Genomic DNA, 19,929 nt, shown 5'->3' on the forward strand with positions numbered 1-19,929 from the left:
CTACCCCTAGCCATTCTGTTTTCCAACCGCTCTAGCCAAGCCCTCTTCAACTGTGACAGGCGGCCGCCAATTCAGGACGTTACGGGCTTTTGAGATGTCCACCTGCAATGAGCCCAACAACCGTTGGGCAATCGCCTTTTTTCCCAAGAGGGTTGCTCCAAACATCAGTAGTCCGGAAGGTACCGGAATCAGGCGCAGGGGCCTACCCATGGCATGGGCAACGCCTTGTAACAACTCAGTCGTAGAAAGATCTTCTCCGTCACTCGCCAGGAATACCTCGCCAGCGGCGGCGGGATGGTTAATGCACGTGAGGATAAGATCAACCAGATTATCTAGTGCCACCAATGAACGTTTATTGTGAACAGCACCAAGAGGAAGAGGCAACCCCTTTCCCACAACTTTCACCATAGTCGCAAAATTGCCTTTCGCCTTGGGCCCATAGACTAACGTCGGGCGAATAATCACCAGCTCCATACCGATGTCAGTTGCAAGGCTCTGGAGTGCCTGCTCCGCTTCCATTTTGGAAATGCCGTAGGGATCTTCCGGGGCCGGCTTGTAATCCTCGGTAAAAGGATTCCCCTCAGACGTTTGCTCACCATTCACTTTAATGGAGCTGATATAGATGAAGCGCTTGACACCTGCTTCAATCGCCTGGCGGGCGAGGTTTAGCGTACCCTCTACATTAACCCTACGGTATTCCGCAAGTGGATCAGCCAACTCATCCTTCATGATATGAGCACGGGCTGCGGCGTGAATCACCACATGCTGTCCACCTATGGCCCCGGACCAATCCGTGTCAGCATCAAGATCATGCACTAATGCTTCGCGCGTGCAATTAACAGCTCCAGATTTTCTTACCGCACAAGTCAACTCTCGATCCGGCAAACCTTCAAGTGATTCAACCAGTCGGCGACCAACGAAGCCCGTAGCCCCTGTCAACAGTATTTTCACAGTAACTCCAGATTAAAAATTTTTAGGACCAAAAGCTAGGCCACAACTTTAATCAAACAATACTGTGGCGAGCTTTTCCGCCAGTTGCCCATACTCGTATTGCTCAAGTGCTGCTTTTCGACCATTAGCTCCCATCGCAGCCCGCCTTTCAGGGCTCATCTGATAGAGCTCTATGGTGGCATCAGCCAGTTGCTCGTCATCTTCGGCATCTATCTGGATCCCGGCTGCAGCGTCTTCGACGGGCCGGTAATCGCCAGACTCAATGCCATAGATAATTGGCTTGCCCGAGTACAAATAGTCAAAAAGCTTATTGGGGGAAACACCGAACCTGAACAAAGGGTCTTTGGATAGGCCTAAATAACAGGCGTCGAACTTAGCTAATATGGCTTGTATTTCGACCTTCGGAATCGGGTCAACAAAAAACACGTTATCCAGCCCCTTCTTGGCTACCAACTTCTTAAGCGCTGCCCTTTCCTTACCATCTCCAACTAAAACAAATGCAATTTCCCCGTGCCCCCTCAAACGCTCAGCGGCATCAACCAACGTATAGAGTGAGTTTGCAACTCCCAAGGTTCCGGTATAACCGACTATAAACTTGTCTTGGGGAAGCTGATCAACTGCTCTGGCATTCAAGGATGAATTGAGACTCACCTCATCCATTGAAAAGCCATTGGGAACCCACGCAAATTTCTCCCGCTTCATACCCCGGCTGACCATATGCTCTACTGAGTTTTTGAGATTAGAAACCACGCGGTCCGAGTCACGATATGCCTTGTCCTCCACCCACTGCATGAGTCGGATAAACGGATGTCTTCGGGAGTATCCGCCAATGTCCATCAATGTCATTGGCCAGATATCCCGGACTTCAAATACCAGTTTTGCACCAACCCGGCGGGCCAACGTTTTTGCTCCAAGAAACGATAGAAGGGATGGAGACGAGCAAACCACCACGTCGGGAGAATCGGGGATTTGTCTGAACAGCTTTCTGAGGCGCCAGGAAAAAAGAAACCAACCCAGGATTCGGCCCTTGCTATGGGCCTGCTCATAATGAGGCATTCTGACCCAAACAACTGTAAATCCCTCTTCCTGCTCTTCGAGCTCGAAGTCTGATGCAAGAGCCGGCTTCTTGCGTAAAAGGTGGTGAGAAGCGGACGTTATCAGAAAGACAGTATAGCCACGCTTGGCGAGTTCTTTCCCCAAGTAATAATGACGACCAGCGTAGCCGAAATCTGGCGTGGACGCATATTGGTTGATAATCCAAACTGTCTTGCTCATTAACCCGCCTTCAACAACTCATCCACAATCCCCTGTGAGGCCTCGCCGCCGCCATATAACTGCTCGGTATCCTTAACCCTCCGCCCAACATTCCGAGCAGCAGCTTCAACAATCTTCTCCTGATCTGCCCCAACCAGCTCATTGGCACCGACCTGGACTAATTCTACCCATTCAGTCTGGTCACGCATTGTTACGCACGCTTTGCCAAAGAAAAAAGCTTCTTTCTGCACACCGCCGCTATCTGTCAACACCAGCTGACAATGATCGAGTAACCAGACCATTTCAAAATACCCAACAGGGTCAATCAGATGAACATCAATTTCCAGGCCCTGTTCAGCGATAAGCTTACGGGCCCGCGGATGGAGGGGCAAAACGACAGGCGCCTCATTTTTATGAATATGGTTTAGTGCGTGAACGATATTCGACAACCTCTGAGGATTGTCCGTATTCTCGGCCCGATGCAATGTCGCCAGAACAAATTTTTCTGGCAGCTCACAGTCAGCCGGGGCAGCCGCCTTCTCCGCAAACAGTAGCGCGGCATCCTGCATGACATCCCCAACCTGAATTACTTTGGCAGGCTTACTAGCAAAACCCTCGTTCTCAAGGTTCTGGACTGCAGTGTTTGTTGGGCAAAACAGCAGATCACTAACCTGATCAGTAAGAATGCGGTTAATCTCTTCAGGCATTTGCATATTGAAGCTGCGCAGGCCGGCTTCGACGTGAGCGACCGGAACATGCAATTTTGCCGCCGCCAAAGCACCCGCTAATGTGGAATTGGTGTCGCCGTAGACAAGAACACGATCAGGCTTATGTTCTATAAGCGCCTTTTCAATCTCTGCCAACATCCTTCCCGTCATTTCACCATGGCTGCCGCCATGGATATCCAGTTGAATATCCGGCCTTGGGATAGCCAACTGATTGAAGAAGATGTCCGACATGTTGGCATCAAAGTGTTGGCCTGTATGCAACATTACCTCTTCGATGCCATCGGCCTGCTTGATAGCCCGGGAAACTACGCTGGCTTTGATGAACTGAGGGCGTGCGCCAATAATGGTGAGAATTCGAAACATAATTTTTCTTTACTTGCCAAGGGATTGATAAAAATCGAGCAGCTTACGCTCCTCGATACTCCAGTTGTAACGCTCCATCACAGCCTTCTGTCCATTCCGGCCCATTTGTTCGGCCTCTACCGGATGCGTGACAAGGTAATCGACTGCTTCCGCGATCGCGCTAGGATTCAGAGGATCGACGCAGATGCCGCACTCATTACCTTCGATTATTTGTTTCCAGAGGGCAAAGTGAGACCCAATCACAGGCACACCTGCACTCATGTACTCAAACATCTTATTGGGTTGTGCATCCTCGTGATTCGGTGCAGGTAAAAACGTAACCAAGCCACCCACACTTTTCTCCAGCAAACCACGGACTTCATCTCGCCCAACAAATCCTAACGCATCTACCTTTTTCCAACCTGGCAGAGTCTGGACTCTCTGTTCTACCAAAGGCTCCCCAAACCTTCCTGCCAACTTCAGGCGCGCTTCGGAGGTCACCTGCCTCATAGCCTCAACAACCTGCTCAATACCCCGAATTGCAGTAACGCCCCCGACGTAGGCCACCTGGGAAGACTTTCCTGCCCAGTCAATCTGTTCCGCGGAGAGCTCTCCAATTAGCGGAAAGTTATTAATATTAACCGAACGAATACCCATCGAACTGAATTTGTTAGTTATGAAGGGTGTTGCACCGACAACTGCATCCAGCCGACGACAAGCCCAACGCTCATATACAGAGAACAGCTTTGAAAGGAGCCATCGAGAGGGTTTATTTAAATAGGGCTTACTCAACAGTTGTTTTGGTAAATCCTCATGAGCATCAAAAATGACGGTTTTACCAATCTTTTTGAGCTTCAAGCCTACGGGTATCAGCTCAGGATCGTGAAAGTGGTAGAGATCAGCATCCAACTCCACTGCTCGTCGAAACACTCGCCCGGGAGCGTTTCTTATCCTATCCAGTCGCCCTTTTGGGCTCCCAACATCGTAAATAGAAACCCCATCCTTATTTTCATCGCCCTTTCCATCGGCGACAACCAACGACACGGAATACCCTGAATTATTAATAGATCTGCACTCTTTCAAAAAAATGCGGGTATCGTACCTTTCATGAACAGACGTTAAATGACAGATTGAGGTCATCTCTGCGCCCGATTTGATAATCTAAACAAAACCTTCCCCCAAAAAGCACGCATTCTTACCGGCAAGCTATTTTTTCCAGATTCCCAAGATGAGATGACTCTTCGAAGCTCCGGAGTTTCCGTGCGTGTGTACACCCACTTCAGCTGAGAAATATGCAAATTATGATATGAGGGAGTACAAAAGTTCACCCCGCCTTTCACGGCCGGATCCTCATACAATGACCAGCTACCATTGCACCAGTTACCAATATTATTATTAAGTGATTCAATGAGCTGCATAAACAGAGCATTGTGTTTTGCGCTATCACAGGAATCACAAAACTCTCGAAGGCCAATCATTGCATATAAGAAGCCATTCAATACATGGGTCGAACAATTTGACGGATACTCTTCTAAAAAGAATGATCCATCACCCAACTGTGACTGCACACCGCCTTCAGAAACAGGAAGAAAGAAGGGACTCAAAGACTTCTCAGCATGATCGAGATAGGCTCCATCATTGGTAACCCGATAGGCCCGGACAAGCACACTGGCGGCTTCGCCTTGGGCCATACATGAAATCCACGGCGCCTGCAGATCCTCCCAGTCAAAGTGATATTCATATCTAGCGTCATCAAAGCCCAGAAACCAATTTGCACACTTGAGAAAAGTTTCTCTGCTCCGTTGGCAACTATGCTCAACAAAGTTGTTGTAGTTGGCAAGAGCATAAGCCGCAACTCTGGTTGGGTTGTATTGTTTACCAACTGACTGATAAATCTTAAAAGGTATACCTAGCTTATCGACTGGCTCGTAATAGAATTCGAAATCATCCAGAGTAAAAGCAAGAGAAATTGGATACAGATTGCCATTTGGGTCTTCGTTAAAAGAAAATTCTTCGGTTCCGACCAAATACTTCTGCACATCACGAAGAATCTTCCTAGATATTATCATAAACTTCCTTTAGAACTTTTTCCTGTTCTTCCCAGCAATACCTCTTGCGAGCACTAAAAACATTAGCCTGGATGGCAGAGTAATCTTGCTTCAGAGAATCGATCACTGCCGCACGAAAGCTTGCAACCGTGTTTTCATGAGCAACAATACCCACACCTTCGCTCTCTACAAGCCTCCGAACCTCATAGAGATTCGACGTCAACACAGGAAGACCGGCCATTAAATATTCGAATATCTTGTTTGGTGAACAGTATCGATGGTTCAGGCAAGTGTCTTCATAAAATAATATGCCGTAGTCTGCGGAGCTCGTATAATTCAATAGAACGTCTTGACTCACGGCCGGATGAAAGAAAATTGTATTATAATCGCTCGCTTTTTCCCTTATTGCGCCCTCTAGAGGCCCATACCCCATACAGACAAGAACATTTTCATCTGACTCCAAATCGGAAAAAGCCTCGAGAATCAGCTCTATCCCTCTGCCGCCTTTTAATCCTCCCTGATACAGAAAAATTTTTTGATCAGCCCTAATGCCAAAGATTTTACGAAAAAGGTTTTTTCTTCCTTGGTCAATAAACCTTGGACAATTGAGAACGAGTTTAGGCTTTGCAATAGAATAATCATCAGCATAGCAGGATGCTATAGAATCACTGACTGTCAGAACTGAATCTGCACACCCAATCAACCGTCTTTCGAAAAACTTAAGAACTTTCTTAAGGAAGCTGGACATACCATCACGCTCAGTTTCATATTCATGACAGTCATAAACGACCTTCACATCGCCTCTTGAGAGCGTTTTTAAAAGGAACCCTATCGGCAATGCGCCAAGATCATTACAGTGAACAAAATCCACCTGGTTCCTATGTTTAATAAACACACGGACTACGAATTCGACATATTTAATCAGCTGAATTATAGGAATTTTTGGGAGTTTCTTTGATGAAAGTTTTATTCTATTAATTCTGAAGCCATCACCGCTCTCCTCTTCATTCAGTCCGCTTTCATGTAACGCTACGACTTCAACCGAAAACCCAAGCTTACGGAGAGCAACAGAGGTTTTGTGAACCCTAGCGTCGTTAGTAAAATTATTCAGAACAATATTAACGCACCTTTCCAAGACTAAATCCTTCCATCTCTTCTGCACAAAGAAAAAAGAGCCAATAAAACAAACGGGATATATATTTGTTTAGACATAAAAAACTCCTCACCACTTATCAAAGCGGTAAGAATCCAAAGCCCCATGAAGACGCAAAAATAAACGGAAAACGGTCTTGGGAGTTTAAATGCCAGGAAATAATATATAAAAATCAAAAAAAAGACCAACAATACTTTTATAATACCCCCTTCAAAAAACGCAGTAAGGATAAAATTATGGGGATAGTCCTTACCTCCATCTTCCCGAACATACTCGGGAAATGCGTAAAAACTTCGCTGTCCTAAACCAAAAGCCACCTGAAAAAGGTCGGAGCCAGAAAGTATCTCAATAGCATCATGCCACCTGGTAAGACGCGTACCTGAAGTGTCAGAGTCACTATCAAATACACTTAATGCTCTCTCAATCCTCTGATTCACATTTTCTACTTTTGAATCGCCTGAAAAATCGGAGTTGTATAAAAATGCAAGCAGCGATGCACTCAAAACCAAACCAACCAGCATAATAAAAACGAAGTTCCGCGCCCTTAAAAAAGACAAAGAAAACAAAACTACCAACGGAACGTAAAAAACGATCGAGCGCCGACTTCCGACGATAATTGCTATCATAAAAACCAATAGCACCAAGCAGAAATACAAAAAAACTTTAAATCGTGTCTTATCTAAATCAAAAAACATTGTAATCAAAGAGAAACACAGCATTAAAACGTACATGTTATAATCTAAAAACGGGGATAGGGTGAACTTTCCAACATAGCCTTCGGGCCTTAACATTTCTCCTGTAAATGCTTGGTGACACATAAAGTATATGAGCGCAAAAAAAGAAACAAAACCCGAGATATTTAAAATCTTTTTCAATATCCTCCCATCAAATCTTTGAAAATAAAGAAACATTACTGCAAAAAAAACTAGGTACCAAAAGTTCTTAACAATAGAAAATAGCGCATCCTCAGAAGATAAAGAATAGATACTATTGAACACGGAATATGCCCAATACAAATAAACAATCAGAAATAGGAATGACGACTCTTTATCTATTCGGTATTTTTTTCCTCCAGCACATAAACATACAAACATCGCCAAAAAAAGAACAACCATGGCAATACTATTGAGCGTAAAGCCCAAATAATTGACGAAGAAATAGAGTCCGTCCTCAAAAAACATAGAGGAAAAAACCACGATAACTAAAATATTTATAGTATTCTTAAAACTCACATATGCCATTACTTATAACTCAAGGCATAAAACATCCAAGCGTTGCTCCAGCGCACCATCTCCGTTTTATCTTTTATAAAAATTCCTGCAATTCTTTTTGCATTATTTATAAAATAATGATCTTCAGAAATGTACAGCACTTCCATGGTTTTTCTTATAGCCGCTAAAACCGCCCCCCTATCCTTTGGGCAAAGTTGAGATTGAAAAATCTTAAAAATAAGGATGGCCTCGGCCAAAGAATGCGATTGGACAGTCTTTTCGTGGTCTCGAATGATATACCCATCCGCAACGAAACTTCTAATGTAGAAACTCAGGAGTCTGCTTATTTCACCACCTAGGTCTTCCGAGAGAGCACCTCCAATTAGACAATCTATTTCTCTTAATGAACGCAATAAATAACCAGTGTGGTAATTGTCAATTGCAAGTTTCCGAGTCGGCGGCCCAGCGTATGGGTAGGTGTTTGTCTCACTAAAATCAGATAATGAATAATTAAGAGCACGCTGTATTAGAATTGTAAGGTGATCAGCATCTTTTGATCCTAGGTGTATCTTTTTGGCTAACAGTTCAGCATATAAAAGGTTGGCGTTATGGACATGATACTCAGTTATTGGGGTATACATGAAGCATATCTTGTCGTTCGAAAGTTCTTTGTATGGCACGTTCTCCAATAAGTCCAGAACTATTTTGTTAAACGTTTCTTTATAGCAAACTCTCTTTGTTTTCTTGTACAGGTCATAAAACGCATTAGCTACAAACGCAGTCGTAACTAAATTAGGAGTTTGAGTAGTTACGACACGCCCGCCTGGAAAGCTGTAGTCAATGTCGTGAGCCCACAAAAAAGTACCGGAAATTCGCTTCGACATAATAAGGTCGATAATCAGGTCTATTAGCTCATCATTCGGAGTGTCATCACATGCTAGGCCAGACAATATTAATGCCAACCCTTTCGAATAAACCGCTTTTTGCGGCCTCAACAGATAGACTGCGTATTCGCCTGAGTAGTAGATAAATCGTGAATAAACAGAGTTGATAACTTTTCTTACAATTCTATTCGGCACCTTATTTATCGCATGTCGGATCTTAATCGCTCTTTTGGAAAAATTTATGGCCGATGGATCGTATCCACAGAACGAGGTCTTAATCATCCGCTCAAGAACCTGGGCTCTGATTTCTTCAAACTCTTCCACTGAAACTCCTTCCTACCGCTGTAAAGACGATGACTACCAGTAAAAGGTAAGAAACTGAAAGACCTCCAGTTAAAGACCAAACTATATAGATATCTTTTGAACCAACAATTCCAAAATAGGCTAACGGAATCGATACTAGCGCTAGCCGGGAAAGCTCCCAATAGAAATACCATTTGTTCTTTTCCAGCGCCCAAAGAATCTTAGTGAGCGGCGACGCGAAAAACATCGTATACAACCCCAGTGACATGACGGATGCATATGAACCTGCTATGGCCCACTCAGCACCGAAAACGAACCCGAAAATTTCTTTGCCATAAAAATAGATTGTTAAGAAGGGCACAGAGCCGATAGCCAACAGAATCAATAGAAGCTTTAAAATTCGAGTTCTTAAACGAACGATAGTACCGGAATTTATCTCTTCAGCTGCATTTTTGTACAAGGCGTCTGAGATTGCTGAGGACACTACAGTGACTGGTATTTGTAGAACCCTTAACACTAGGCTTAAATAGCCAATGAAGCTGGAAGATACAAACAAGGATACCAATATAACTTTTCCGTTATTGTACATACCGTTTACGACTGCTGAAGGAAGATTTTCGAAAGGGAATGATCTGTATCTTCTTAGTACTGCGTAGACTGTTTTCTTGTTCACTTGCCCTAAATTCAATGGTTCGCGTTTGTTTTTTTTGAGCAGATATGTAGTGGAAATTAAATACGATGCAGAGTTTCCGAGGATCAAACCAAATTTTGTAAACCCCAATGCGCCCAGCGAGACGTTGCCAATTGCATTGGTCCCTGACATTACGACCTTGCCAGCTGCGCTCGATTTGTAATTCTTTAACCATAAAAGGCGATAATTTAAAGCATTATAAATGCCTAGAAAAAACACTGAGAATGGAACGAAATAGATCCATTCAACAGTTCCGCTCGACCCGAGAACATTTGCAATATCTTTGCCAAAACAGATACACACAGCTAAGAAAATCAGCGAAATCGCAGATATGATCAGCATTATGCCAACGCACAGGGAGTCTACTTCCGATTTCTCTTTCGGAAGCACAATGGCATACTCATATCGAAGTGTCACAAATATTGCCAAAAAGCCTACAAGTGCAACATAAATAGCGAAAACGCCAAATTCTTCGGGCGTGTATATCCGCGTTAGGATTGGACTTATAGCAATTGGAATAGCTTGGGCAACGCTTGTACCGGTCATTAGAGTCAGCACACTTCTGCTAAACTCCGAGCCAGGCTTTAAGGATTTAATCATCCAACTACCCGAATTTTGGGTTTTATGTAAGGGTTGTTAGTTATGCCTCTTTCCTTTTTCGAGACATTTGACAAGACCCTTTGTGCGGTGTTTTGTCGCGTTTGAGCGGTAAGATCTATCTTTACGTCGCACTACGGATTGGAACGGAACCAAGGCAAGTCGATATCTAATAATGCTGAGTTTGCGTAAGCTTCAGCACCCACCTCGTTCAGATGGTGATCATCACTGTATATAATTCTGCCGTTGAGGAAAGGTGCTTCAGAGAATACCGGTAACGTGTCCAGTTTCAGAAACTCTACATTCTGATAGTTTTCGGCAAGCTCAGCGAGTGAGTCGTTCGCAACGCTATAATTTTGAGCCTTTTCCCATTTCGTTGGCAAACCAATTGCCGAGAATCTTTGTATCCGATTTACATCATGGGTGAACTGGGGAACTTGTGACAGTATAAATATCTCTTTGGCATCGTGCTGTCGTAAAAATTCAGCAAATGCAGCGTTAAAGGCTTCGCTTTCGGTGTGCCTGCTCCATAAAGCGGCAATGAAGATTGACCGAGCTTTTCCGACTAGGGGGGAGACGGCGGCGATTTGACTTATACATGACTGCTGCACCCATTCAGGAATACGCTGATAGTCAAATTTGGGGATCGTAACACATCCGCTGGCGGTAATTATTCGTGCTTTGAAACCAACCTCTTTGCCAAGGTAATCAAAAAAGTGGTTCAGCATCGCGGCGTGGGAGTCACCCAGTACGAGTACTTCTCTATCACTACTCAGGTCTCCCTGAAGACAATTGCCTACGATTTTACCGTGACAGATAGTTTCTGGATCTGCATAGCGCCGGTATTCGATCGGTAATCGTTCTGGTGAAAAAGTTTCGTTCACTGCTCCCATGGCCTGTGACGTAGCAAGCACAGCTGATGCCAGCAGCCCCCAGCGAATAGACTGCCTTCTGCCAGTCTGTTTATGCCTGAACACTCGCTCTACACCGTAATAGGACAAAATGGAGAGGCTTAGTGTTGCCACGGCGAATACTAAGGTAAGGGCTGGATCCAACACCTCCGCTCCGCTGTAGTACCGCAAAAACGCCAAAACAGGCCAATGCCACAGATAAAGCGAATATGAGAGGGCACCGATCCACACCAATGTCCGGCTGCACAGGAATAGGCCTAAGAGGCCTCCTGCAGGTTGGGCCAGTAACACCATGCTACCAACAACCGGTATAAATGCCGCTAATCCTGGGAAAGCGCCCAGCTCTGGTTGTGCGACAGCCGCGAATGCAATCAATGCGATGCCGAGAATTGTGCCCCAACGGGGCCCACTTTCCGACACAGGTTTGAAAAACAATGCAGCAAGGCCGCCGGCAAAGAACTCTGGAAGGCGTGCGTATAGACTGTAGTATGTCGCTTGCTCTATACCTTGAACTCGTAGACGGTACTCGGCCAGAAGGGTCAGACCGGCCAAGAGTGAAACGAAGACGACTTTAAGAGCCCTAACTGGTAACAATAAGACCAATAAGGGAGCAAGCAGGTAGAACTGCATTTCGACGGCCAATGACCAAGTATGCAGCAGCGGCTGTTCATGATTTGCCGGAGCAAAGTAGTCACCAAACTCGGCGAAGTAATGATTGCTGGTGAACCAGGCGGCTTTTTCCAGCCCATCTTTGAAGATGGCAAAATCCTTTGGTAGGAATAGAATTGCCGCAATCACGGCCGCCATGATCAACATTGCAAAGTAAGCAGGCGCAATGCGCGTGAATCTGCTTACGTAGAAGTATTTGAGCGTCGCAGACAGGGTATAGTCTGGCTTGGATTTTTTGTTGATCAGAATGCTGGTGATAAGGAAGCCTGAGATCACCAGAAACACATCCACACCGACAAAACCACCGGGAAGCCAGGCCGGATTATAGTGAAAGACCATCACGGCGAGTACCGCGATGGCCCTCAGTCCCTGTATGTCGTTGCGGAAACCCGATGCGCTCAAGCTTTCAACGACTCCACAACCCTAGTTTGCTCTTCCTCAGTAATGTAAGGATGCATTGGCAGGCTCATCACCTTCTCCGCTGCCATATCTCCTTCCGGTAGATTCGCCCTTTCATCCGCGACCGCAGGTTGTTTGTTCAGCGGAATGGGATAATGCACGGCGGTAGGAATACCAGCTTCCTTAAGTTTTGACTGAACCATATCTCGATCATCCACGCGGATGGTGTACTGTGCCCATGCAGATACGTTGTGCTGCTCCAGGACAGGCGTGGTATTGATACCGGCCTCATTCATTAGCCGCGTGTAATTTCCAGCAGCCTTGTTGCGTAACCCAATTTCTTCTTCCAGCAGGGCTAATTTTGGCAAAAGAATAGCTGCCTGGAGTGTGTCCAGGCGGCTGTTTACGCCGACGCGTAAATGGTGGTAACGCCTGTCCTGGCCATGGCGGGCAATTTGGCGAAGGATGGTTGCCAGTTCGTCGTCGTTGGTGAAGATAGCGCCACCATCGCCGTAACAACCCAGCGGTTTACTCGGGAAGAAGCTGGTGCACCCAATCGTCGTCAGATTACAGGATTTGCGGTCTTTGTAACTGGCGCCGAAGCTCTGCGCACCATCTTCGATCACGGGAATTCCGTGCTTTTCCGCAATCGCATTGATAGCGTCGAAGTCGGCGCACTGGCCGTAGAGCGATACCGGAATAATCGCTTTGGTGCTCGCGGTAATGGCCGCTTCCAGTTTTTCGGGGTTCAGGTTATAGGTTCTTGGGTCAATGTCCACGTAGACGGGTTGGGCGCCCAACACAGCAGGTGTCTCTGCTGTTGCGATGTAACTGAAGCCCGGCACAATCACCTCATCGCCGTGCCCCACGCCAAGAGCCATCTGGGCAATTTGCAGCGCATCTGTCCCATTTGCCACCGAGATACAGTGCTTGGCTCCGCAATAAGCAGCGAGCTTCTCCTCCAGTTCAGCCACCTCAGGGCCTAGGATATATTTACCATGGGCAAGCACTTTCTGGATGTTCTGATCTATCTGGTCTTTAATTCGGGCTTGTTGCGCGGCCAGGTCTACGAATTGCATTTGGCAGGTACCTTTTTACTTGAACTATCTGAGAGCACTCTCAGGATTTGACCAATTGGTTGTCTTTAAGCACGTATCGGCTGCCGGTGTGAGGGCATGTAGTTTCCCCCTCCCCTTGCACGGGCAGATCCAGTTGTTCGCCGAATTCGCTCATCCAACCGATCTGTCTGGCAGGTACACCAACCATCAACGCGTATGCCGGGACATCCTTATTAATAACCGCTCCAGCACCAACGAACGCATATTCGCCAACGGTTACACCGCATACTATGGTGCAGTTGGCCCCCAGGGTAGCCCCTTTTTTAATCAGCGTGTCACGATATTCGTCCTTACGCTCAATGAGGGAGCGTGGGTTGTAGACGTTCGTGAATACCATGCTAGGGCCGCAGAATACGCCCTCTTCAAGGTGAACATTGTCGTACACGGAAACGTTGTTCTGGATTTTGCAGTTGTCGCCAATAGTTACCTTATTACCAATGAAAACATTCTGGCCCATGGAGACATTTTGACCAACTCTGGCGCCACCACATACGTGGACGAAGTGCCATACACGGGAGCCTTCGCCAATTTGAGCGCCTTCGTCAACTATGGCGCTGGGGTGGATGGTTACGGGCATAACTTATCCTCTTATTGTGAAGCCGGGTGAAGCACTCCCCCTTCCGCTGGGGAAAAGAGAGTGGGCGATCAGACTTTTTTGAGGAAGGGGTGATAATCGCCGGTCAGGCTTGCGAGTGTGGCATTTCTGATGGTGGCAACGGTCTCGATTGCTACGCGGTTTTCTTCCAAACCAAACCCGTTGCCTTTGAGAATTTCTTCGTAGCTACGGGTGTGGAGGTCTGTGAAGCCCCCAGAGAATTCGATTTCCTCGCCGTCTACTGTTATCGAACGGTAGGTGCGCTGGCCATCCGCCTTTGCGCTCTCCGGAACATATTTGTAGTCCACCGACAGGAACCAGCGAACCCGGGCTTTCTCATATTCCAGATAGCCGGCAGCCATAGTGTCGTCACTGTGATGGACCACGTTCTCCTGCAGCTCGCCAAAGATAAAATGCAGCATATCGTAGAAGTGAACACCGATGTTGGTGGCAATGCCACCGGACTTGTGTTCGTCGCCCTTCCAGGACTGCAGGTACCAGTGACCACGGGAGGTGATATAGGTGAGGTCGACTTCGTGCTTTGTCGCTTTCTGCTCTGTCTGCACTTTTTCCCGCAACGCGATAATGGAAGGGTGCAGACGCAATTGAAGTATGGTGTTTACCTTCTGCCCCGTGTCCCGCTCGATTTCTTGGAGACCATCAATATTCCATGGGTTCAGAACCAGGGGCTTTTCGCAAATGGCATCAGCGCCGGAGCGCAGTGCGAAACGCATGTGGGAGTCGTGCAGGTAGTTCGGCGAACAAATGCCAACATAGTCTACTGCACGGCCGCCGTTTGCCCTTCTCAGCTTGTCTATATGCCGGTCAAATCGCTCGAACTCGGTGAAAAAATCCGCGTCCGGGAAGAAGCTGTCGATAATGCCAACAGAGTCATTCTTGTCCAATGCCGCCACCAGATCATTTCCGGTTTCCTTGATGGCTTTCATGTGTCGAGGCGCGATATAACCGGCAGCGCCGATAAGTGCAAACTTTTTACTCACTCTTTAATTACTCCAATAACGATGTATGTAAATTATCCAGGGATGGTCAGAGACGCAGATCGGTCAGGTTCGAAGGAAACATATACTTCAGGTCGTAAACAAGGTGGTCATCTTGTTTACCTAATTTGCGGATGCTCCCTATGCCCATTGCTGCGAACTGCTGGTGGCCGACGGCAATAATAATCGCATCGTAAACACCGTGCTCAAGCTCGCTTACTGGCGCGATTCCGTATTCGTGCTCAGCCTCTTCTTTTGACACCCAGGGGTCATACACGTCTACCTGAGTGTTGTATTCCTTTAGTTCGCGCACAATGTCGATAACTCGGGTGTTACGTAAATCAGGGCAATTTTCCTTGAAGGTCAGCCCCATAACGAGCACACGCGCGCCTTCAACGTGGATACGCTTTTTGAGCATCCCTTTGACCAGTTGAGAGACCACATACTCTCCCATGCTGTCATTCAGGCGACGGCCAGCCAGGATGATTTCTGGATGGTAGCCAATGGCCTGCGCTTTATGGGTAAGGTAGTAAGGATCCACTCCGATACAATGCCCGCCGACGAGTCCGGGGCGAAACGGAAGGAAATTCCACTTCGTACCAGCCGCTTCCAGTACGGCTTCAGTATCAATATCCATTCGATTGAATATAACTGCCAGCTCATTGATGAGGGCAATGTTCAGGTCGCGCTGGGTGTTCTCGATAACCTTGGCAGCTTCAGCCACCTTAATGGTGCTGGCTTTGTGAGTGCCTGCCGTGATGATTTCGTTGTAAAGGTTATCTACCAGCTCGGCGATTTCAGGTGTAGAGCCCGAAGTGACTTTTTTTATGTTGGTAACCCGATGCTCTTTGTCGCCAGGGTTGATTCGCTCAGGGCTGTAACCAACATAAAAATCCTGGTTGAATTGAAGACCTGACGCTTTCTCTAGAACGGGCACGCAATCCTCTTCTGTAGCCCCTGGGTATACTGTCGATTCGTAAACAACGACATCACCCTTTTTTAGTGTCTTGCCAATGGTTTCACTGGCTTTGATCAATGGAGTAAGGTCCGGAGTTTTGTGCTCGGTAATTGGAGTCGGAACCGTAACGATGTACACATTCGCGGCCGCCAAATCTGCGAGGTTCGTGGTAAAGCTAAGCCCCTTCGCCTCGACGAGAAGTTCGTCCTCCACTTCAAGAGTGGAATCGTGCCCGGCCTGAAGTTCATTAATTCGGCTCTGGTCAATATCAAAGCCAATTACGTTGCGCTTTTTTCCAAATTCAGCAGCTAAAGGAAGGCCTACGTAGCCCAGACCTATAACGGCGATGGTGAGCTGATCTTTTTGCATCTTGATTAACGATTTCAGTTAGTGAATTGAAATGTGAGGGCTTAGACGCTGCATCACTGGCGCTCTGGTACTTGAACAGATCTCTTATGTGACCGGCGTTTTACTGTTTCGAATGAACGCAATTAGTAACACCAGAAAAATTCCCAGCATGCCACCCAACATGGCAGCAACGATAGCGATCAAAGCGCGTTTGGGGCCGCTCTTTTCCTGGGGTACTACTGCGGGGTCCACAGTTTTGAATATGTATTCATCCCGCGCATTGGCGAGCATTACTGTGCGGGTTTCGCTTTCAATAAGCTGGTAGAACACTTGCTGCATTCCCGCAATATTGGTTTCACTGAGTTTTTCTTCCAGATAGGCAATGCGAGCCTCTGATTCTCTTACATCCTGCTGACGCATATGTTCGTTGATGTCTTTCACCAACATATCAGCCCAGGACTTGGCAATTGGGGGAGACTGGCTTTTTACACTCAACGTCACCATGCCATTCTCTTTGTTTTCAGAAATACTCAGGTGGCTGTCTTTGAACTTATTCACCATGTCCCAGTCGCTGGGCAGGAGCGTCTCTCCTTCTTCATTGGTGAGCCATTGTTCGTCAGTCGGGTTGTATAGTTTACGGTCAATCACCCACTGGTTTTCCTTAATGTCCCATGCCTTCGTACCCATAAGAGGGATCATAAGATCGTGTCGATGGATAAATTCGGTCAGGAAGGCGCGGGACTTTAAGACTTCCTTGGCCATGACGGTTTTATTGGCACCTCCACCACCAAGGTTTATACCCGCCAAGCTCGCTAAACCACCAAGTTGGCCACCGATTCCGCTTGCAACACCTTCATCCTGGGTGGGCGCGAGAAGCACACTGGCCTGATAAATGTTGGGCTGACTTATAGCGTAGAACACACCGATAGCAGAGAAGATGATTGTAGTGACCAGAATTATCCATTTGCCCCGCCACAACGTCAGGAACAGCTCACGAAGATCTATTTCGTCATCCGGGTAATTGGCTGATTCCTTTGACGGCTCATACGTATGAGGTTCGTATTTAGTCATTACAGGTTTCCTACCGCTGCTGCACCAAGAGCCATCTGATAAACGATCTGACTTACGTTGGTCCACAGTTCCAGCTGATTCAAGCGGTCCACATCGATCGGCATGATGATCGTGTCTCCCGGTTCCAGTTGCTGGCTGCGGCCACCAAACCAACGGCTTTTCTCGGGCAGCATTACGGAACCGTCTGCTTTCACAACGTAGACTCTGCTGTCATCCGCCTGGCGGGTAGGGCCACCTGAGCGTTCCAGATAATCATCCACAGTCAAACCGGCCTGATGCAAATGACTGGTCGGGAACTGCACTTCCCCAAACACAGAAACCGACTGGGGTATATTGGGAACGCTCAAAGAGTCGCCATCCTGTAGGCGAATGCTTTGATACCCCTCATCCTGCATAACCGCAGCAAGGTCGATCACCATACGGCCTACAGGACGGCTGTTCTGTACGTCTTCCAACAAGCCCTGAACCTGCTGTATCCGCTGGGCGTTCTGCCCGCCGAAGGTATCGCCCTGGAGCTGGACACCGAGGAGGTCACCCTGCAAGCGTTCTTCGGCCTCTTGCAGGCGCTGGGCTTCCAACCGGCGAAGCTTCTGGCGGGTGAACACGGCTCCTCTCGGGAATGCGTTCTCAGTCAAGCCGCCCGCGCGGAGAATGACGTCCCTCAGAGTCTCCCCTTCACCAAAGGTGTACTCTCCCGGATAGCGTACCTCACCAGAAAGGGTGATTCGGTATTGTTTGTCAAAATCTGGAGTAGGCTGAATCAGGATAGAATCGCGGCTTTGAAGTGCTTGCCGCGTTTCCCCTGCCATTACATCGGCCAATGCAATCTGGCGGGTGATCACTCTGCGGTCGCCCTCTTCTGCAAGCTCCGATCTGGCCAGTTCCGCCGAAAGGAGCGAAGCTGAGTCTTTCAGGCCTCCGGCGAGGGCAATTGCATCGGCAAGCCCGCCGTTTTCAGGGATAGGATATTCTCCCGGATAGCGAACTTCGCCGGATATGGTGACAAACGAGGCAGGCTCGAGGGGCGTTGCCTGTATGCGAAGCTGCTTCACCAAACCTGGCAGTAGCTTCTCCCGCTTTGCATCCTGCAGCTGCCGCAGCTCGTCCTGCTCACTTTCAGTTAGTTGCTCTCGCTCCAGCATGGCAAGCCAACGGCGCTCTTCATAGTTCTGCTGGAGCTCCTCCCGCTGTTGGGGACGCAGATTGGCCAACTGTTGGTCGGACGGCTTCGAAATTCGCTCGCCTTTCTCCAGGCGCTCCTGAAGATCCTGGTATTCGGCGTATCTAAGGGCCCTTTCATCGAGTTCTGTTTTCTCCAGATCAGAGAACACGAGTAATTGGTCCCGTTCCTCAAGGATCAGATCGGCTTCACTACCGGGGCTGCGAAGGGCATCTCGCAGGTCAATCACCAAGGTGCTCAGGTGATCATCCGTGGACTTTCTTACGAGAAGCGCTACGTCGCGATCTGCCGCAGGCAAAAGGTCGTTTCGGAGATTTTTGAGGACAGATGACACCCTCATGCCGGGCACGAAGGCGTAGCGCCCCGGTCGCGTGGCGGCCCCACGAACTTCGATATACTGGCCGGTGATGTCGGCAATGGAAGCAATGGTGATGCGATCCCCTGGCAGCACCCGAGCACTCTGGCCCTTCTGCTCCGTGTAATCCGCTTCGGCGATAATTCTCAGGAAGTCTTCATTGGTGCGCTCAATTTTCACCCGCTCCGGATAGGCTTGAGGCGTAAGCCCCCCGGCCAGGCGCACTAGCTCTTTCAGGCTGGTCTCGTCTTCCAACTCGTAGAGGGCGGGCCGGTAGACTTCGCCATCAATACCCGCGCGCTCGCCGACTGGCGGAATGAAAACAACATCCCCTGGCTGGAGGCGGTGGTCGCCGGAGCTATCGCCATTGAGAAGCAGGTCATACAGATCCAGGGTGCCGATGAGTTCGCCGTTGCGCTTATGCTGCACAGTGCGCAGGGATCCGGACTGTTTTACACCGCCTGATACATACAATGCATTGGTGATGGTGGAAAGCGAGCTTACCGTGTAGGAACCAGGATTGCGGGCCTCGCCCAGGACAAACACGCGCATACTACGCAGTTCGCCAAGGGAAACACTGGCTTCCACGCCGATGTATTGTTCAGAGACCCGTTTACGGATCTGTTGGCGCGCTTCATCAAAGCTCAGGCCTGCAACGCTAAGAGGCCCGGAGTTGGGAAAGCTAATTGAGCCATCACGACTGACCGGCAGCTCAAGCTGTTGGTTTTCCTTGCCCCACAGCTGGATGCGAAGCACGTCTCCGGGGCCGAGGGTGTAATCGTTGGGAACGGGAATTTCCGTTACCGGAGCGAAGGTAGTCGGGCTACCTGCAAAGAGATCGTACCCGAAGGGTTGAAGCCCCCCATTTTTTCGGGCCAACTCTTCCTCTTTCTGCTGCTGTTCCTGCTCTTGTTGCATCCGCCGTTGGTTGTCACTCGCATCATTTTGTTCAGTCTCGACAACATCAATATTTTCAGGGCGTTGCTGGCTCTGGCGGCGACCCTGAATATTATCCAGGTCTATGCCGTACTGCCGAGCCAGGGCTTCTTGCTGGGCCCTTGGCAGGTTTTTGAACTGCTCAATCTGAGACGGGCTAATGGATTGGGCGGTGGCCGCCATTGGCAGAAGCAGAGCCAGCGGCAGCAATAAATTTTTAAGCTTCACA

The 19,929-nt window shown here is 48.1% G+C and carries 16 protein-coding genes; all 16 read right to left on the reverse strand.

The window, feature by feature from the left end:
• Window positions 1-6 precede the first annotated feature (6 nt).
• Window positions 7-951 carry an SDR family oxidoreductase gene (locus tag EDB94_RS03820; RefSeq protein ID WP_108017493.1) on the reverse strand — a complete coding sequence of 315 codons (945 nt, stop codon included), beginning with the start codon at window positions 949-951 and terminating at the stop codon, window positions 7-9.
• Window positions 952-999: 48 nt separating this feature from the next.
• Window positions 1,000-2,226 carry a glycosyltransferase family 4 protein gene (locus tag EDB94_RS03825; protein WP_108017494.1) on the reverse strand — a complete coding sequence of 409 codons (1,227 nt, stop codon included), beginning with the start codon at window positions 2,224-2,226 and terminating at the stop codon, window positions 1,000-1,002.
• The gene (gene wecB / locus EDB94_RS03830; protein WP_108017495.1) at window positions 2,226-3,296 is read right to left on the reverse strand and encodes a non-hydrolyzing UDP-N-acetylglucosamine 2-epimerase; all 1,071 of its coding nucleotides are present in this window, start codon (window positions 3,294-3,296) and stop codon (window positions 2,226-2,228) included. The genes EDB94_RS03825 and wecB overlap by 1 nt, the downstream gene beginning before the upstream one ends.
• Window positions 3,297-3,305: 9 nt before the next feature.
• Window positions 3,306-4,415 carry a glycosyltransferase family 4 protein gene (locus tag EDB94_RS03835; protein WP_108017496.1) on the reverse strand — a complete coding sequence of 370 codons (1,110 nt, stop codon included), beginning with the start codon at window positions 4,413-4,415 and terminating at the stop codon, window positions 3,306-3,308.
• Window positions 4,412-5,314, reverse strand: a complete 903-nt coding sequence (locus EDB94_RS03840; RefSeq protein ID WP_219908227.1) for a D-glucuronyl C5-epimerase family protein — start codon at window positions 5,312-5,314, stop codon at window positions 4,412-4,414. The genes EDB94_RS03835 and EDB94_RS03840 overlap by 4 nt, the downstream gene beginning before the upstream one ends.
• A gap of 16 nt (window positions 5,315-5,330) precedes the next feature.
• The gene (locus tag EDB94_RS03845; protein ID WP_146162189.1) at window positions 5,331-6,458 is read right to left on the reverse strand and encodes a glycosyltransferase; all 1,128 of its coding nucleotides are present in this window, start codon (window positions 6,456-6,458) and stop codon (window positions 5,331-5,333) included.
• 2 nt (window positions 6,459-6,460) lie between these two features.
• Window positions 6,461-7,717 carry an O-antigen ligase gene (locus EDB94_RS03850; protein WP_108017499.1) on the reverse strand — a complete coding sequence of 419 codons (1,257 nt, stop codon included), beginning with the start codon at window positions 7,715-7,717 and terminating at the stop codon, window positions 6,461-6,463.
• Entirely contained in the window at window positions 7,717-8,895 is a 1,179-nt protein-coding gene (locus tag EDB94_RS03855) for a hypothetical protein (RefSeq protein ID WP_108017500.1), read from the reverse strand. The genes EDB94_RS03850 and EDB94_RS03855 overlap by 1 nt, the downstream gene beginning before the upstream one ends.
• Window positions 8,882-10,165 (reverse strand): lipopolysaccharide biosynthesis protein, encoded by a 1,284-nt coding sequence (locus EDB94_RS03860; RefSeq protein ID WP_108017501.1) that lies wholly within the window; start codon window positions 10,163-10,165, stop codon window positions 8,882-8,884. The genes EDB94_RS03855 and EDB94_RS03860 overlap by 14 nt, the downstream gene beginning before the upstream one ends.
• Window positions 10,166-10,296: 131 nt before the next feature.
• The gene (locus EDB94_RS03865; protein ID WP_108017502.1) at window positions 10,297-12,144 is read right to left on the reverse strand and encodes an acyltransferase family protein; all 1,848 of its coding nucleotides are present in this window, start codon (window positions 12,142-12,144) and stop codon (window positions 10,297-10,299) included.
• Window positions 12,141-13,220, reverse strand: coding sequence for a DegT/DnrJ/EryC1/StrS aminotransferase family protein (locus tag EDB94_RS03870; protein ID WP_108017503.1), 1,080 nt, complete (start codon window positions 13,218-13,220; stop codon window positions 12,141-12,143). Before EDB94_RS03870 ends, EDB94_RS03865 begins: the two co-directional genes overlap by 4 nt.
• Before the next feature lie 40 nt (window positions 13,221-13,260).
• Window positions 13,261-13,836 carry a UDP-2-acetamido-3-amino-2,3-dideoxy-D-glucuronate N-acetyltransferase gene (wbpD, locus tag EDB94_RS03875; RefSeq protein ID WP_108017504.1) on the reverse strand — a complete coding sequence of 192 codons (576 nt, stop codon included), beginning with the start codon at window positions 13,834-13,836 and terminating at the stop codon, window positions 13,261-13,263.
• A 68-nt stretch (window positions 13,837-13,904) separates the two neighbouring features.
• Entirely contained in the window at window positions 13,905-14,855 is a 951-nt protein-coding gene (locus tag EDB94_RS03880; RefSeq protein ID WP_260312506.1) for a Gfo/Idh/MocA family protein, read from the reverse strand.
• A gap of 46 nt (window positions 14,856-14,901) precedes the next feature.
• Window positions 14,902-16,179, reverse strand: coding sequence for a Vi polysaccharide biosynthesis UDP-N-acetylglucosamine C-6 dehydrogenase TviB (gene tviB / locus EDB94_RS03885; protein WP_108017505.1), 1,278 nt, complete (start codon window positions 16,177-16,179; stop codon window positions 14,902-14,904).
• 84 nt (window positions 16,180-16,263) lie between these two features.
• Complete coding sequence (locus tag EDB94_RS03890) at window positions 16,264-17,229, reverse strand: Wzz/FepE/Etk N-terminal domain-containing protein (protein ID WP_108017506.1); 966 nt, start codon at window positions 17,227-17,229, stop codon at window positions 16,264-16,266.
• On the reverse strand, window positions 17,229-19,928 hold the full coding sequence (locus EDB94_RS03895; protein WP_108017507.1) for an SLBB domain-containing protein: 2,700 nt from the start codon (window positions 19,926-19,928) through the stop codon (window positions 17,229-17,231). Before EDB94_RS03895 ends, EDB94_RS03890 begins: the two co-directional genes overlap by 1 nt.
• Window position 19,929 lies beyond the last annotated feature (1 nt).

The sequence above is a fragment of the Marinobacter sp. 3-2 genome, from assembly GCF_003751355.1.
GTDB classification, from domain to species: Bacteria; Pseudomonadota; Gammaproteobacteria; order Pseudomonadales; family Oleiphilaceae; genus Marinobacter; species Marinobacter adhaerens.

What these genes read in the sequence shown, in the direction of transcription:
- EDB94_RS03850 (WP_108017499.1), bottom strand. Translation starts at nt 7,717, where the DNA reads ATGGCATATGTGAGTTTTAAGAATACTATAAATATTTTAGTTATCGTG.
- wecB (WP_108017495.1), bottom strand. Translation starts at nt 3,296, where the DNA reads ATGTTTCGAATTCTCACCATTATTGGCGCACGCCCTCAGTTCATCAAA.
- tviB (WP_108017505.1), bottom strand. Translation starts at nt 16,179, where the DNA reads ATGCAAAAAGATCAGCTCACCATCGCCGTTATAGGTCTGGGCTACGTA.
- EDB94_RS03870 (WP_108017503.1), bottom strand. Translation starts at nt 13,220, where the DNA reads ATGCAATTCGTAGACCTGGCCGCGCAACAAGCCCGAATTAAAGACCAG.
- EDB94_RS03835 (WP_108017496.1), bottom strand. Translation starts at nt 4,415, where the DNA reads ATGACCTCAATCTGTCATTTAACGTCTGTTCATGAAAGGTACGATACC.
- wbpD (WP_108017504.1), bottom strand. Translation starts at nt 13,836, where the DNA reads ATGCCCGTAACCATCCACCCCAGCGCCATAGTTGACGAAGGCGCTCAA.
- EDB94_RS03825 (WP_108017494.1), bottom strand. Translation starts at nt 2,226, where the DNA reads ATGAGCAAGACAGTTTGGATTATCAACCAATATGCGTCCACGCCAGAT.
- EDB94_RS03860 (WP_108017501.1), bottom strand. Translation starts at nt 10,165, where the DNA reads ATGATTAAATCCTTAAAGCCTGGCTCGGAGTTTAGCAGAAGTGTGCTG.
- EDB94_RS03890 (WP_108017506.1), bottom strand. Translation starts at nt 17,229, where the DNA reads ATGACTAAATACGAACCTCATACGTATGAGCCGTCAAAGGAATCAGCC.